This window comes from Paracerasibacillus soli (assembly GCF_042432965.1).
Lineage (GTDB): Bacteria > Bacillota > Bacilli > Bacillales > Amphibacillaceae > Paracerasibacillus > Paracerasibacillus soli.
Genome location: NZ_JBHLWL010000035.1, coordinates 24,311 through 41,403 on the forward strand (window position 1 = coordinate 24,311; position 17,093 = coordinate 41,403).

11 protein-coding genes and 1 pseudogene are annotated in these 17,093 nt (G+C 34.7%); all 12 read right to left on the minus strand.

Annotated elements, in window-relative coordinates; translation table 11 throughout:
- Positions 1 to 7 precede the first annotated feature (7 nt).
- Positions 8 to 1,393 (minus strand): FtsK/SpoIIIE domain-containing protein, encoded by a 1,386-nt coding sequence (locus ACFFIS_RS09925; protein ID WP_002324557.1) that lies wholly within the window; start codon positions 1,391 to 1,393, stop codon positions 8 to 10.
- A gap of 33 nt (positions 1,394 to 1,426) precedes the next feature.
- Complete coding sequence (locus tag ACFFIS_RS09930; protein WP_002324558.1) at positions 1,427 to 1,813, minus strand: YdcP family protein; 387 nt, start codon at positions 1,811 to 1,813, stop codon at positions 1,427 to 1,429.
- A gap of 21 nt (positions 1,814 to 1,834) precedes the next feature.
- Positions 1,835 to 2,149 (minus strand): YdcP family protein, encoded by a 315-nt coding sequence (locus tag ACFFIS_RS09935; protein WP_002324559.1) that lies wholly within the window; start codon positions 2,147 to 2,149, stop codon positions 1,835 to 1,837.
- A 302-nt stretch (positions 2,150 to 2,451) separates the two neighbouring features.
- Positions 2,452 to 2,802: pseudogene (locus tag ACFFIS_RS09940) on the minus strand (Fic/DOC family protein); the annotation flags it as partial.
- An 802-nt stretch (positions 2,803 to 3,604) separates the two neighbouring features.
- The gene (locus tag ACFFIS_RS09945; protein ID WP_390187342.1) at positions 3,605 to 4,174 is read right to left on the minus strand and encodes a GNAT family N-acetyltransferase; all 570 of its coding nucleotides are present in this window, start codon (positions 4,172 to 4,174) and stop codon (positions 3,605 to 3,607) included.
- 75 nt (positions 4,175 to 4,249) lie between these two features.
- Positions 4,250 to 4,597 (minus strand): Fe3+-siderophore ABC transporter permease, encoded by a 348-nt coding sequence (locus ACFFIS_RS09950; RefSeq protein ID WP_390187280.1) that lies wholly within the window; start codon positions 4,595 to 4,597, stop codon positions 4,250 to 4,252.
- 366 nt (positions 4,598 to 4,963) lie between these two features.
- Positions 4,964 to 5,875 carry a hypothetical protein gene (locus ACFFIS_RS09955; protein ID WP_390187281.1) on the minus strand — a complete coding sequence of 304 codons (912 nt, stop codon included), beginning with the start codon at positions 5,873 to 5,875 and terminating at the stop codon, positions 4,964 to 4,966.
- A 1,251-nt stretch (positions 5,876 to 7,126) separates the two neighbouring features.
- Positions 7,127 to 10,684 carry an SIR2 family NAD-dependent protein deacylase gene (locus tag ACFFIS_RS09960; RefSeq protein WP_390187283.1) on the minus strand — a complete coding sequence of 1,186 codons (3,558 nt, stop codon included), beginning with the start codon at positions 10,682 to 10,684 and terminating at the stop codon, positions 7,127 to 7,129.
- A gap of 402 nt (positions 10,685 to 11,086) precedes the next feature.
- Entirely contained in the window at positions 11,087 to 12,625 is a 1,539-nt protein-coding gene (locus tag ACFFIS_RS09965) for a TnsD family Tn7-like transposition protein (protein ID WP_390187286.1), read from the minus strand.
- Positions 12,601 to 14,094, minus strand: coding sequence for an AAA family ATPase (locus ACFFIS_RS09970; RefSeq protein WP_390187289.1), 1,494 nt, complete (start codon positions 14,092 to 14,094; stop codon positions 12,601 to 12,603). The genes ACFFIS_RS09965 and ACFFIS_RS09970 overlap by 25 nt, the downstream gene beginning before the upstream one ends.
- Entirely contained in the window at positions 14,094 to 16,244 is a 2,151-nt protein-coding gene (locus ACFFIS_RS09975) for a TnsB C-terminal domain-containing protein (protein WP_390187291.1), read from the minus strand. Before ACFFIS_RS09975 ends, ACFFIS_RS09970 begins: the two co-directional genes overlap by 1 nt.
- Entirely contained in the window at positions 16,234 to 17,046 is an 813-nt protein-coding gene (locus ACFFIS_RS09980; protein ID WP_390187293.1) for a TnsA endonuclease N-terminal domain-containing protein, read from the minus strand. Before ACFFIS_RS09980 ends, ACFFIS_RS09975 begins: the two co-directional genes overlap by 11 nt.
- Between the last annotated feature and the right edge of the window lie 47 nt (positions 17,047 to 17,093).

The window sequence follows — 17,093 nt, forward strand, 5'->3', positions numbered from 1 at the left end:
AGCAAGATTAGTCCACACCTGCGACTTCCGCTTCGCACGTCGCCTGCGTGTCCTGTTTGCTGTGGGATAACCTTTTTATTTCCTCTAAGAAATCATGTCCTTTAGGTACAAGGGGAGTATAAAATTCAGAGATGACACTTGTTCCAACATCAACATAACCACGTCCTTTAATCTGCTTTAGGAAAAAGTCTTTCTGTACGTCACTTCCAAACATCATGCCATAGCCCATTTCAGACATACGACCTAAAGCCACTCTAAAATTAAACTGGTCTCTGATTCCGTCGCCTAAATATTTTGCGTCGGGTCTTTGACAAGCCAGTATCAGAAAGAATCCAGCTTGACGACCTAACATAACAATCTGTTTGAGCTTGTTAAGCACTGCGGTATTTTCCTTTGTTCCCAGCATTTCCATAAAAGCCACATATTCATCAAAGATAAGAAAATGAGCTGGCAATCCTAAGTAAGCATAGTTTTCGCCTGTCTTGTAGTTTTCCATCTTTTTCATAACTTCACTGCGTTTCATCATTTCATCATAGAAACGGTCAATGCAGGAAAGCATATCGTCTTTCCTGTAGTAGACATTTCCCATCACAGAGCCTAAGTCTGCAAGATCAGCATTCTTTGGGTCAAGGATAGTCAGTTTTGAATTGGTATGAAGTAGAGCTTCAATCAGTGTCAAAATGAAGTAGGTCTTACCGCCACCAGTTCCCCCAGCAATCAGCATGTGAGGGAGTTTGTCATATTCCCACCAGACATTCGTCATTAAGCGTAACTTGCCATCTTTGGCTTGTACTTCATCAATGGAAAGTCGATTGGCTATGGTGTCATAGAGCAAGGTATATTCTACATAAGAATCCTTTAGCTCCTTGTCGGTCAGCTCACAGTACAAGCCACTTTCCAGCTTCTTTTCCAAGTGTAAGAGCTGGTCTTGATATTTCCCCAGCATGATTTCAACACGTATACTTATCAAGCCATCTTTAAGGCGATAATACATTTTGGGAAAGTAGGTTATCTTTTCCTTTGTCCGACTGGTACTATCCTTGAAGAAACCATCAGTTTTGACTTGTTCTGATTCATACCACTTGTTTTCAAGAATCATCTTCGCCAGCTTTTGACGGTGCTGTAGCTGTTTGAACATATCGTACTTGTATCTTCTGAATATAAAAGCACCTAACAAGCAAACAAGAATTGCGACACTGAAACTGATAACTAAATAGGGAATGTCAATCTTATCTACTTGTAGTAGGTCTAAATCCTGCCAGTTGATCTGCTGGATTGTCTTCACATGAAACAGTCCGACAACCAGCAGGAAAACAGGCAGAAGTGAAGCAATCGTAAAATGAAAGACTAAATCTTTATCCGATGGGCGAATCCTTTTACCACGCTGTTTCATGGGTAAAATCCTCCTTTCTCTCTAACGGAAGTGCTACTGTTTATCTATAACAGGTTCTTTCTTTGGTTGAGGTTGTGTTCTAAAGGAATTAGAATCCTTTGTTAGCACAATATCGTCAGCCTTGATATACCAGTCCACATCTGCCCCTTGAAAAGTAGCAGTAGCCACCGTATCAGCAACAGGATTGATAAGCTCCACTCGTGCGTTATAGTCAAACTCTTTCAGTGGAACACTGGCAGGAATACTCACTTGAATCATACGTCCTTGTCCTTTGGATTTAAGGTCATAGGTACGCTCTTTGATTTCATCTGATACCGACCCGTCTTCATTTTGGATTCTTACTTCACGTCGGAGTGCAGAGAACTTTAATTCCCCAAACGTAGCGTCTTTTTCTAAAACAATGCCATTGGCTAATCTCATAATGTTTTCCTCTCTTTCTTTCTATTCCTTAATCATGTCGTCAGCTTCTAAGATGTAGTTCGTAAAGCCACGAGTACCGATTTTGTAGCCCTCGGCAGTAATACGTGGATTGACGAGCTTTACTTTTTCTTCAAAACTGAAATGTTTTTCGCCAGCTTCAGCAGGAAGTACCACCACAATATCATCTGCTCTTTGAACATCTGAATAGAGGTTATAGCTTCTTGATAAGATAGTAAGCTGTCCGTTGATTCTTCGCTGTACGATTTTATCCTCGCCAGCAAATTCTAAGTTTCCGAATGTTTTTTCCATGTTGGGAATGACAAATTTAAGTTCCATATTTTTACCTATCCTTTCTGTTTAATGGTTTCATGAATCTAATTTGTTTGATGGTCTATTGGGTGGGGAACGACCTTGATTTTTTGCTTTCGTGGTATCACGTCCTTTCAAAATTGGGTAAAAAAATAGACGCTCCTATTTCCCATAATGGAATTAGTAAGCGTCTTGCTCCATATACATAACAAAAACCACTTGATATGAAAAATCAAATGGCTCTTTATATGTATTTATTCAATTTTAAATTTTGATATGAAGTTGTTTGCCTGCTGTTATGCGGTTCTTAGCAGGTGTCTTGATGGTACATTTCCATCTCTAAAAGGATGAGCGATATTCATCTCAACATATTTTTCAATAATTTCATCAAAAGTGGATTGAGGCATTTTTTCAATATTTTGAAGGGCAACTTCTAGATATATCACAGGTGCAAAACGAAAATTACCTTTTGCAATATTTACATCTCGTATTTTTCCAGCGAACTCATAAATGTCTCCGAATAGATAATAATGAACTTTCGATAATGCTTTATATGTTCCAACTTCCAAAGAATTTAAAAAACCAGTTTCAAACATTTCCAAAGCCTTTTTCTTACTATTTTTTTCCTCCACACGTGCTAGTTCCGCTGAATTCGTAATAGCCAATTTATTTTCAAGCACCTTTACTTTACCCTCCCCTTAAAATAATTTTTCATTTTATAAGAAATCGTTCATGAATGTACGACAAAACTATCATAATATCTCTATTATAACGTAATGATACTGATTAACGTATTAATTTAAAAGGTTACTCGTTAAATTAAAGTCAATATCTGTTCTATCCACTCCCTCGTTGATTATTGTTTCTGGCTACTCAACCTTGTTATTTTTCAGACGCTCTTGATTTGTTTCTGTTTCCACAAACAGAAAGACATCTATTTCGCCAAGTTGACAAAATAGATGCTTCTTCTTAAAACCTTGTTATATCAATATTTATTCCTGTACAATCAAAATAAACTCCTCCGAAAACCCGCATTCCACCGTTCGAGTTAAAATAAAGTTTACCGACAGAACCCCCATCTCGGACAATTTTTGGTTCAAAATGACCGTTTTTCGGCCTGTTTTTCATCTTTTTTTTCATTTTTAAAATAAAGTTCTCCGAAAATTGTTGCATAATGAAAGGAAGATTGGATAAAGGAAAACAAAAAGAGAAAAGTAGAAAAAATATTGGACAAGTATTGGATTATTTATTGGTATCAATCCTGAGTGGGAGTTTGATAAACCCTGTATTGACGAGGATTATAGTAATAATATTTTTATGAAGAAACTATTAAAAAGATATTGAAAGGATATTGAAAAGGGCATAAAAAACCCCGGGCTTTTATTGGAAAAACCTGAGAAATTATTTGATCCCGATCCGAAATCGGAAATATTTATTTTAATTAGGAATTGTTTATTTTAACTAGACACCAATGTAGGTAGCTTATTTTGAATTCATGTAATACACCAGATTGTCGGTCCACTCTTCAAATTCATATATGAATCCTTTCCTAGTGCATTCAAATTCCATTCCTACACTTTCGGCTAATTTGATAGAGGGCTTATTATCGACATTTATATGAGCCTCAATGCGATGGAAATGAAGGTTTTGAAAAGCCATATTCAACGCTTCTTTTACTGCCTCTTTCCCATAACCTTTACGCCAATATTGATTATGAATGGTATACCCTAAGAGTCCCCACTGGAATTCGTCTCTCATAATCGTGCAAAATTCAACCTTACCAATATGTTTCTTATCCGACTTTCGAAAAACGCCAAAAACGTACGCTTCGTCCCGATCAGCTAACAGTTGAAGATTTGTAACTACGTCATTGTTAAATTTTTCCTGTGTCCATCCACTCAGGTCCATTTTTTCGTCATCGTATTTATATTGTGAAGGAAGTCGTCCACGGCAACCCTCCAGCCATCGTTCATAATCCTGATTCTGTAAAGGTCTTAATACCAATCTCTCTGTCTCTGATTGAGTTTTGATTTCTTCTGTTTTCAATGTGATATCTCCTTAGCATAGTTTTTCTACAACGATAAATCCTTCCGTGCCAACATGGTTACTGTTATCGCACCCTATTGTTTAAATCAGATAACTATAAGTCACAATTCCGATTACACCTAAAAATATCAGTGCAATACTTGTTATAAAGCCTGTCTTTTTCCTTTTCCAACTTACGACACTTGTAGTAAACCAACTAATAAACACCTTAATAACACCAATATGCTGAATCCACTTGGCACCTAGTATAATGCCTGAGAATGTAAGCAACAGCCCCAGAACTAATAATCCTACCCCGAAAAGAGCTAGAGGCTGTTTAAATTCATCTTTAAATCTTTGCTTTTCCTCTTCATCCATTTTCAAGTAAGCATTTATCATAAAAAAGGTCGGCAAAATCCATATTAATATAACAAAGAAAATCTGTATCATTTCGAATACCCCTCTCCGCCCCTTTCAAAAATATAGCCCCATTACGGAATACCATCTTTTATAGGCAATCCATAATATATGTATATCAATTATAGCACTTATGGTTTTGTTGTAGCATTCAAAATTTATAAATTATTAACAACAATCGTCTTTATGTTCTTTTTCATATTGTCTTACACTTCCCTTCGATATTAGAATGACAATAATAAATAACCTGAATAACAGTGATATATCCTATATTAGATTGAAGAATGAAAGATATAACAAAAAGAAGCAGAAGTTTGTCGGATAATAATTATATATAAAAATACAAAAAAAGAGACCCCCGTTTATTGGGAATCCCTTTTAATGTTTGGCTATATTTTCTTAGAATGATTTATAGAAAGAACCAGATTTCGCACCATTCATCATTTGACTGTACAATTGATTGGCTTTAGCTGTTCCTTTACCATAAACAGAATTGGCAGCGGCCCGAACGGCAGATTCAATTTTTTTCATTTCTTTCAAACCAAATTCATATATCTCTCTCCCCTCTTTCTCCCCCCAACCATCTATACAATCTTGTAATGTAGTATTTTTATCAGTATAATATGTCGTCCCATTAAAGCTCACACTTTTCACATGATCACTACCAACCGTAACACTTACAATTGGTCCCCAACTATCACGTAGAGAATAACTACTTCCACTTCCTGATAGCGGTGATGCACTTAAAATGCTACGAGCTTGAGAAGCCGAAATGTAACTTGATGCCACTGGTTTAGGCTGTGGTTTCGGTTGTGGTTTTGGTTTTGTTACTGGTTTAGGCTTTGGCTTTGTAACTGGCTTTGGTTTCGGTTTCGATACCGGTTTAGCAGCTGGCTTCGTTACAGGCTTAGTTGCCGGCTTAGTAGCTGGTTTTTTATGTGATACTGCCACTGGTTTTGTTGATTTACTTGGTTGTTTCTTCACAACATTAACTTTTTTAGGCTGTTTCTTTGTTGTATTAGCTTTTTTGGTAGTTTTAGTTGTTTTAGTTGTAGTAGTCTTTTTGGTCGTATCTTTCTTCACAGTATCCTTTTTCGAATTACTATTTTTATTCACTTTTACAGTCGCTTTCGGTGTTTTACCTTTTGACTGTGTAACTTCTACTTTTGTACCATCTTTTTTCTGAGTGGTAGAAGCGATTTTGGTTGAATCATTATGTATACTTGGCTTACTTGTTTTACTAGAAGCGGCTAAACTAGAATCCTTTTGTAACATGCCCCAAGCAAGTGAACCTACTAAAATGATGGCCAATGTAGAAATAATCCCTACCATCCATTTTTGTTTTTACATATTCTTGCATCTCTTTTCTATATAGACTTCATATTATATATCGGTAAAAAGTCCTGTTTTTAAATAATAAACAGAAGAAATATAGTTCCACTTTATGGTAATTGATATGAATATTTCAGTTATTGCCTTATCTACGCAATACACAACAACATTATATATATTTCCTTACCTCTTATCCCTCATTTCCATATTATGGGTGTATTATTACAAGCTAGACTAAATTTCTTTTTACTACTATGTGAAATTAAAATAAACTCCTTCGAAATCTCCCCCTCAAACCCGCATTCCACCGATCGAGTTAAAATAAAGCTTACCGACAGAACCCTCATTTTTGATGTTTTTTCTTTCAAAAATACGCATTTTCTTCCCTCTATTATGCCTGTCTTTTCACCTTTTTTACGATTTTAAATTAAAGTTCTCCGAGAATAGAGAGAAGAAAAAAGCGAGAAAAGATGAAAGGGAAAAGAAGAATAAATATTGAATACGTATTGAATTAATTATTGAAATTAATCATGGGTGAGATATTGAATATACACAGTAATGACAAGGGATAGCATAGCAGAGAGTGATAGAAGTAAGATTCCTTTATCTCTCCTCTTTGCCCAATTATGGGCATAAAAAATCCCGGGCTTTTATTGGAAAAACCCGAGAAATTATTGGATCCGGACCCGAAATCGGGAATGTTTATTTTAACGAAAATAGAGTCCGAATCGGAAATGTTTATTTTAACTGAGAGATGTTTATTTTAATTAGACAATTTTGTTACATGAAAAAATAAATCACCGAAAACGCCACTCCCAAACCCGCATTCCTTCGTCCGAGTTAAAATAAAGATTTCCGACCGAACCCCCATTTTCACACTTTTCAACCCCAAAAACACCGCTTTTTCGCCTGTTTTTCACACACTTTTTCACTGTTTTTTCAGAGTTGGAATAAAGATAACCGAAATAAAAGAAGCCCGAAAAAAGAATAAACCTAGTAGTAGCAAGGGTTTTCAAGAAAAAGACCCCGAAATCGGAAATGTTTATTATAACGAAATCAGGGTCAGAATCGGAAATGTTTATTTTTACTAGGTGATTTATTTTTTAACTAGACATAGTAGAGAATGAAGAGTTATAGAGATAAGAAAGGGAACCAGCTATTAGTCGATGATCAGCAGGCTTCCGATAACCCCCTACTCATCTATCTGTATAAAATAATCCCAACTTAACCCTATTCGAATAAATCACTATATCTTCTAACTTCTGGCAACCTGTCTTCTTCTATAAAGGTCTTCCAATCTTTTAATTCTTCTTTATAGGTTGTCTTTCCCAGGACGTATATTTGTCCGGCAAGATTTGCTAATTCAGATAACAATTCATTTTCTTGTCCTGATATTAAACTATTATGATAATAGTTGTACTCAAAATCATCTAATATTAATTTCAAGGTACTTACAATACTTAGATATTCATTATCATTAAAAAAATCGGGAACATCTTGTGTGATATTACTTATTGATTTTGTCGTTTCAAGCAAGGTTACTTCCTTACGATAGATGAAAAGATCTAACATGGTTGTTTTTAACATTGAAAAGTCTACTGTTATTTCACCAAGACTTTTCAAAACTGATAAATCATAAATTGCAGCTACTGACGAGTTAAATATCTCTATATTGTTTCCCATTAATCCATCATATATTTTTTCTAGCCCATTTTGTGTGTCTATACCAATCCTCAATAATACCGGTATTAGTAATAAAGCCATTTCTGGCTTTATTTCGCACAATTTTAAATATATTCCTTCGAGTTTATCCTTATCTGAAGTAGTCAGGCAGTTAATTGGGATATTCGGCAAAAAAGAGTTCTTCAAAAATATAATCATGATTAATAAGTCATCACTTTTCCCGAATAAACTTTCAGTTTGTTCTCTGAGCAACCATTCTTCCTGGCTCTCCCACCATTCATAAAAATTCTTCAACCAAGTAGTATATGTCTCATTAGTTAAAGATAAAAAGTAATTCTCTTTGTTTTTAAATCCTGGGAAAATATTTCTTAAATCCCTTAATAGTGTATCTAAACCAATACCAATTGAAGTTACCCCAGTTGTACTGTCATGGGATTTTGGTATTGATTCTTGAATACGTAAATGACTGTATTTTTCCTGCAGTTCAATATCATTAGTTATTAATACTAGGTAAGATTCTAATAAACCATTACAGTAATTAGATTCTTCTTTTCTGATAATATCAGCTATACCCGTTCTAAACGTGGCTACAAATTCATCGGGCAAATTGTCAGTTGCTAAAAGGTTAGCTAATCTCCTCAGAGAAGCATCACGAATATTACTTTTTTCTCCTTTTAAGATTTTTAGTAATCTATTAACCTCGGCAATGTCAACATCTATTTCTATATGACCTGAAAAGTCAAATTCAAATGAAGGATCATAAAAGCTATATTCATCTAAAATCATCTCAGAGAGACTTCCTTGAGGGTCACCAATAATAGGAAGTTTGTAAACTTCACTTATAAAAGTTCCTTTCTCATCATTATTTTTATCAAATAATATCCTTCTAAAAAGATGTTCAAATATTTTTTTATTATTACGATTTCCCTCCTGAAAACTTCTATTTTCATATAATTCTATAACTACTTTATCGACCTTCACCTTTTCTTCTTTTCGCAAGGCAAAGTATATACGTGACAATACTTCTAACATTAAATTAGTATTCTGTTTACTAAGGATTCCCCCCATAACTATTTCAGCAAATAGCGATAGGCTAGTTCTGTCTGTTTTATAAATAACATCCCTAGAGAAATATTGATTGATTTCTTTAACGTCACCGATGCGTAAGTACATTATCCAGGAATAAAAAGGATATAATTTTTCTGCATTTTTTAACGCAATATTAATAGCATTCTTTGCAAACTTTTGACCAGTAGACCCTAAACCAAACTCTTCATATAACATTAGCATGCTGTACGAGTCAATCAATTCCAAATCCAGGGTATTATTAAATCTACTTGTTCGTGTTATACGGTTCGGATCAAATTCCTTTTTCTCAAGTAGTCTCGTCTTATCTTCATATGGTTTTATCCTACTAAACATGAAGTCTAATTCTCTCAATGGATTACTGAGTCTTGTTTCTAATATTAATAATCTCTCTTTACTATTTTGCATAGTATTTCTTTCTAAACGGATGAGAATTGATAGTATAATTCCCTCTAAGGACAGTAAACGATAGTTATTATTTTTTATTGCTATTATTTTTCTAACAGTAGTTAAGTTATTTTCTAATATTTTTATAGCTTTTTCCTTTTCACCAATCCTTGAAAAAATGACCGCCTTTTTAACCATCCATTCAATATCCTTATTTGTTAATGACCATTCATCGAGTAAACTCCTAGCTTCATTATATTCAAATTTTGCGGTCTTCATCAAAATTTGTTCGAATATAAGCCGATTCGTAACATCCTCGTTCAAATCCCTATTTTCTAGTATCTCAAGATACGTATTAAAATCATTTTCATTATAATCAAGTCTAGCTTCTTTGAGTAATCTAACAATAATGCTCTCTATACCTGCAGGACAATCCGTTGCGGTACTCTCGTCAATTAATTTCTTCATCATTTTATGAAGACCATAATCAATAGGAATTTGAAAAGTATCATACACCCAAATTATTTCATTTACTGCCGATATTCGTTTGGATATTTCATTTTCACTATTTGCCGCTAACCTTTCCAATTCATTACAAGCTAATTGTACTGACTCAGTACTTCTTTTTTTGATTATGTCGGGCATAACTAGCCATCCAGGGTAATTTTCTCTATTATAAATAAAGGTATCTAATGCGTTATCAATTTTTTTAAAATAACTTCCTAAATAACTTTTATAAGGCCAATCCCTTTCATCTTTCTTCTCCTTATAGGCTAAATATTGAAAGACATCATTAAACATTTGCTCATACACATTTCCCGTGTTCTTTTCTTTATATACTTCTTTAAAATCAATAAGAGTTATTCCTCTTTCTTTTAGTAAACTTTCTCTTTTGTGCTCATCATAGGCCAGCATATAAATTTTTGGCATATGCTCTCCCAAATTCTTATGTACCCATTTTGTCCAGCTTTCAAAGTTGGGATCATCTCCAGAGAAGCCCAATAATACAAAGGTTGTTTCCATAATTGATTGTTGTACCATATTAACCAATGGAGCAAATTCAGTATAATATGAATCAAAATCACTTCTAGTAAAAATAAACGGTCTATTTGAAGGAAAACTTCCATGTAATTTCACGATTCTAGGGGCTACCGAGTTGGGAATATCCCGAACATCATAAATAACATGATAATTTCTTTCAATAATGTATGGCAATGTTCTTTCTAACAACGTATCATAATTAGTTGTATACACATCAGACCAAGGGAGTCTTAATAAACTTTTATGAATTTCACCTGGTTCATAGTTTTGATCGGGAACAGCTTGTTTTATTAGAGTATCTAAACTATCTCGCCCATATTCATCCACATAACTTTCACTAATGTCCAAAACGTTCTCGCTATTCGGTAATTCAGAATGATTTAATCCTTCTAGGACTTTATTTTTAAGTCCTAACCAAGTCAACATGCTATCAAGTGAATCATCAAGTTTATTTGCATTCAAGCTAAATCCTGACCCAACCATCACTGAGACGCTGCTTTTCTCATCTTCCGCCCATAGTCTATCTCGTATTTTTTTTAGATGATGATACTTCGGCAGTTTCTCCTTAAATAAAGTTTTGGTACCATCCATTTTGTAATCCCCCAAATTATATAGAATGTTTATTTCAATCATAGCATATTAATAATTATTTCATACAAGTGTGTTTCGCAATTGAAATTTGAGCCATTTCGCAGCCAATTTTAAGCTGCCTAATACTTGAGGAATTCACAAACTAAGAGTACAGCATAGGATTGACATCGAGCTACTCTGGCATAACTTCCTTGCGAAAGTGTGTGGGTAGAAAGGACCTCGCACCCCAATCAGGGTATCATGCCCGCCTCACTGTATAAATCCAAATGAGTTTTATGGAAAAAAACTCACTAACATTACAGTAGCTCACTTTTCGATTACCATATACGATAGGACCATTCCTTTACTTAATCTTTAATAATGAAAAGAAGCCACTGAATAATCAATAGCTTCTTTTATCATTCATTTATATTCTTCCAATGTCTGTAGTATTAGCTCCCTTATCTCTTTATTACTCCCTCCAAATCCAGCAAATAACTGAATCTTATACGGTGTTATTGTATCCTCATTACTAAGCATTTCATCTATAGCCCACTTAATCTTCCGAATTCGGAAATGCTCTGTATTCTCTTTTACCTCCTGTAAAAATTGGTTCGTCTTTATTAACTTCTTATTATTAAACCAGCTACCAATTCCCAAAGTATTTCTAATATTTGTAGGGGTAATCCTTGTGGGTTTACCATCTCTATTTAAAATAGTTTCAACTGCTTGTTTTGCAATCCTCAAGCAATCTGTATCCCGCTGTTCCCAATCAATGGAATCCGCACTCCTTTTTCTTGCCTTGTTTCTTGGTGTCACTTTTTCATACCATTCTCGATCATGCCTGAATATCCACGTATGAAGCCCTTTTCCTATTTCTTTTAATTCACTACGGGTTGCTCCGTGATTTTCCGTGACCAATTTCATCCATTTTTCTCTTCTCTTTTTTATATCGAAAATAGGATTAAAACTTTTTGTATCAGGTTTCTTCCCCACTACTACGTCACTGCGAAAAAAGGTATCCAAATCTACTCCTAGGAACTGAATGTAAAGCAAATGTCTTAAAGGGATTCTATTTTTATTACTACCTGTGACAAATAAACGAAGCCAATTAGAAGGACTGTCTGGAGTAAAACTACTCTGCATCAGCTCCAGGTATTGTTCAGGATAGTAGAGCATAAATTGACTAAGCACTTCCTTCATATATAAACTACCATTACTAGAAGCCAATCCTTTTTCCCTCAACCTGTCTATATAAAATCGAATAATATAATCCAGTTCCTTTCTTGGGTACCCATTGTGCAGCAATAGTTCCGCATTTTGTACATACTCTATATTCAACTCTTTAATCTTAATAGGATAAGGATCCATCAAAACCTTTGCATCACAAGTTTGTTGATCGGCACACCAATATTGAATGCCGCTACCAGTACTTAAAACCGAACTGTCTTTTAAGAGAACATGATGCTTTAAACAATATAAGGATCCAACAATCTGGTGATTTGTACGCCAATAACTTTCCCCTAATGTATCAATGTCTTCTTTGAAACATATTGGGCAATATTTTAAGTAATTGGATCTTTTTACTTTGCTCCCACCAAAGCCAATTAGTTGTTCGATATTAATTCGTGATTTGTTCCCGCCCTTTTCCATTATTTTATAAATCATTTCTGTTTTCGCTTTTGGTAGAAATGCTGTATAAAAAGGAAACATCGTGTGATTATTAATAATCTCCTGTACAGTAATTTTTGAAGTTGGCGGCAGGTTGTTTACAAAGCGGTCGATGTACTGAGGGAAATAGGAAGATGTAATGGTATTAACCTCACCAAATATATCCCTCATCAGTGCCCGCTTACTCACCATTCCACACATCCTTCGATACCTAGCAATTATTGAATAAAAAAGTTCATTTTTGTATATTTCCGGGAGAATATTGATCATCTTACATTCACCCGAATCCATTTTTCAACATCCTCAATATATTCACTTTCAAGTAAAACCTCGTATGGGGATTTTTCATTTTTTACTCCTTCCTGAAGTAAGAAACGTAAGTCACCTTCCATATATTCTTTAGAATGCTTTGCTTTTTTGCCTGGACTTTCCACTTTTTCATTTACTTCTATTTTGTCATTGCTTTTAACTCTCTTTACTTTTTTAGATTCACTACTTATTGTCGGTTTGCTTGTTGGAATCGTTGCTTGTTCCAAATCAATCCTTCTGATGTCCTCATACTTTGCAATTTTATGGGGATTCCCTGACCGTATGGCATCCAACATTGGTTTCATCAGTCTGAACTTTTCCTTTGCAACTTTTCTTATCAATTCTATCGTTAATTCCTCTTTACCTGTTTCTATTGCTGTTTGCTGTGAAAAGACAATTAGCTTAACCATTAAGTCCGATATACCTAATGTTTCTTGATAAATCACTTTTGCAAATTCTTCATTATATGGAACAAATTTTTGGGTCCACTGGTAATTCCAAATAGATTCTAGTAAAAACTTAAACTCACTTCCAAACCCCATATTGTTATAGATTATTTCTGAATTACCAGTTAATCTCCTTGTGATTCTTAACTCTTCCCCAAATAACCGGTATGCCCCTGGTGTTCCTATTAAAGCTACATTCACACCGGTATTGATTAGGCTAACAAAAAAGTTCATAATTTGATCGGCACCACGTCTTTTTATATGCTGTATTTCGTCGATCACTAAAAGACCAAGCCCTATATTGTGTGCTACCTGACTAATTAAAGGCAACATGTTATCTACTGACATGTTGCGGGACACATACTTTTTATAATTATTGGTACCAAGGATTTCATCTATCTTCATAAAAAATTGTAGACATAATGCCTTTAAGCTCGAATTACTTGGGGCTTCCAATTTGAGCCAAACTAATTGAATTTGATTAAAATGCTTCCCTTTGTACTCATTATGAATGATAACTTGTGGGATATTGCTAAGGATTCTATTGATTGTGGTTGTTTTGCCCATACCCGAAAATCCCAAAAATGTACCGCACCCTGCTGTTGTTCTAAAGTTTCTTCTACTATTAATATCAAAGGAACGATTGATAATCTCATTACCAGTCTCATTTATATATTGTTTATATTTTTTATCAAATGGATTTCTTGCCATATACCCCTGCACGATTAATGAATGAATCATGTTCCAAACATCAACATGCTTGGGCAACGGCTGAAAGAGCTGATACAAGCGATTCACCATATGCAGACGATAAACACTCTCGGCATATTTATCTTCCTCTTTATAGATTGGCTTCACCATTAGTTTTCTTATTATAGTTTGTTTATTGGCTAAGGGTGGCAATGCTTGTATTAAAGGATTTTGATTGAACTCCTCCAAAGGAAATTCCGTATAATGGGCTTGGATAGCCTCCATCCCGTTTGGTAAATATATGCCATTTTGCATCAATCTTCATCATCCCAATCTAACTTCTGTAGCATTCTAAACATGCCTAGGTCCTCATTTTGAACTTCTAACATATTTGAATCAACTGGAACTTCATAGTCATTCTGGTCTGTATCATTTATCTCCCTCATCTGATTCCTTTGCAATTCTCTTTCCACTTGTTGATTCTCCCTTATTCCTTTCAATCGTCGGGTTTTACTCAAACTATCATCTTTTTCCGCCTTGGTTTTCTTTCTTCCTTTTCCAACAATATCTTCAATATCATCAAATAATTTCATTTTAGCTTGAAGCTCATTTTCCTTACTTTTGCTGTCCAAGGATTCCTCATATTCAATTATCTGGTTGATTTCTTCTATTCCTTTGTTTTTAAATTTGGTAAGATGCTCAAGTAATGTTAACTTATGAAATTCACCATCTTCATTAATCACATAGATGTGTGATAAATCTCTTGGATCATACCAGATTTTTACCTTTCTACTCCCGTCGATTCGGGCATTCTGAAACCAATTGTTTATTAAAGTGTAGTCTGATGCGTATAACATTTTCATATACTTTAGACCACGGGAATTAATTGATCCGATTGCTGTCGGAAGAAGATGTAGTTTTATTATATTTTCCGGTAAGGTACGTAATTGTCCTTTCATATTTTTCATTCCATAGTCCCATATTTTCGATGGTACTTTTTCTACCTCCTCACTAATCATCATTTCATCCAGTACATATTCGTTTAAAACATGGTGATTATTATGGAAAAGTACACATTTGATCACAACCCTAGTGAATTCATCTAAAGTTAAATTAGCCTTCAATCTGTATTCTTCATCGCCTCTTTCAACGACGTTTATGCCATTCTTTACAATTCCATCGGCAAAGGGCTTCACCTTAATGTTTAATTGTGCAAAGGCCTGCTCAATAATACCCTTATAATCTGCACGATATGCCGGTGCGTTCAAAATAGAAATGCCTAAACCTTCAATTGCACTTTCAATTTGTTTTCCGTTTAGTTCACCCCGATCAGCAAATATACGTTGTGGAACACAAGCAACATCCCATTCACCTTTATCCAGTGATATACCATACTGTTTACAATAGTCTTCTTTAGGGGACATGCTGTTTGCTAGTGCAACCATTACACCGGTATAAGAGTTGAAGGGTTCAAAGCTAATGTTCATTCCGACGATATAGCGTGAATACACATCGACAACCAAATAAAGTATTGGTCTTCCGACAATGATGTTTCTGTTACTTGAAGAAACAAGGTAAATATCGAAAGGTGTTGCATCAATCTGCCATAAACTACCGGGCCCTAGTCCAGCATCCTGCGTAGAATCCCCGATAATCGCACGATAATTTTGGAAATAGTTTCTTGTTCCTTTTCTACTAATCAATTCCTTTTTAGGATTATTGATTTGCTTGTACCAGTATAAAAATTGGTGATATGTTGGAATCCTTGTTGGATCCATAATAACCGGTACCGTTCTACCTTCATGGTCCATCTTTTCTTCAGTAAAGAAGTCTTTCAAGATCAACTCATATGTGGCTTTAAGCGAATTCTGTCTTTCGTTGTAATAGTAGCGATTTAAACCTATCTTAAAATACTTTTTAATTTTTCCATCAATATTTACCCCTTGTTTTGAACCAGATTTTCTTGGTCTTCCCCTCTTTTTTTCGCCGACGTTCTTTTCCTTTCCTTTAGCACCACTCAAATGAAAATTTGGCAGTAGTGCGTTTCGGGTTTTACCACCCTTCCAGTACCGAATTAAATAATTCTTTACAGTGGTGTAGTTAACTTTATAGGATTCCAAGGTATCTTTTATCGCCCTTTCCCTGTACTTACTTGCTAGAAGTTGTTTTTCGTTTTCTACTTTATCCAGTACATGATTAACAATTTCCCATGCTGTATCCCTTCTTTTACTTTCCGCATCACTAAGCTCTTCCTCTGCAATAACACGAAAGAATATATCTTCGTCCATTAAATCTATTTCACCTTTATCGCTTAGCGAATAAAGCACTTCCATCTTCATCACATATGGCCATCTTAAAGCATCCATATCTACGACATATATAATAGAAGATAAGCGATCACAAAATATGATTCTAATGATTTTTCCATCACTAAATTGTAACAACATATTCTGTTTAAGCTCCATCACGATTCCTCCCCGTTAAATCTATCATGCTAGAATTAAGATCAATGATTCGTGTCATATCAACCTGAATATCCTTTTTTGCAATGAGGTATCTAAATAAATACAATCCCGTTCCCCTTTGTAATCCCTCTATATTTTCAAATAACTGAAGCACCTGTTTTACAGGCAATTCATCGTTCTCCAAAATTACCCTATATAAGGATAGTGACTGCTTCTCTTTATCTACATCATCTTTACTTTCTAGCAATGTCTCCCGCACCCACTCGATATTTTTAGCAAGTTGCCTTGGCAATTGTTTATTCGTCAAAATCTTCCAATCTATCCCCTTGGCCATCCAGTATCTTCTTTCTATTTCTAACTTTTCAAACGTAATTTTACGATTTAATTCCGATGTATTTTTAATACTTCTAGCTAGGTACTCTTCACTTCCGTCGGGCTGATTTACAGTTAAAAGGAAATTTGTCGTAAAAACGTAAGGTTCCTTTGTTTCTTTGTCGGTAAATTTATCAAAACGTAAATCATCCTTATTATCAATTACTTCTTGAATATCGAGTAGGGGAAATGATTCTCGAATATCCGTTACTTTGGAATTAAATTCAAAGATTAAGAAAGCCCTATACTGATTATCCGAATGAAGTTGGTGAATTCTATTAGTTTTTATTCCAAATAATCTCGTTGCACGACCACGGGAAGAGAATTCATATGTGTTGATCCATCCCTTGTATTTTGATCCAATTCCCTGACCTCTTCCTTCTTTTAAATATCTTTCTAACTTTGCCTTGCTCCATTTGCCGTTAGCCATTGTTGATTACTCCCTTTTTAATCTTTAATTTTTAATTATTTGTTTAA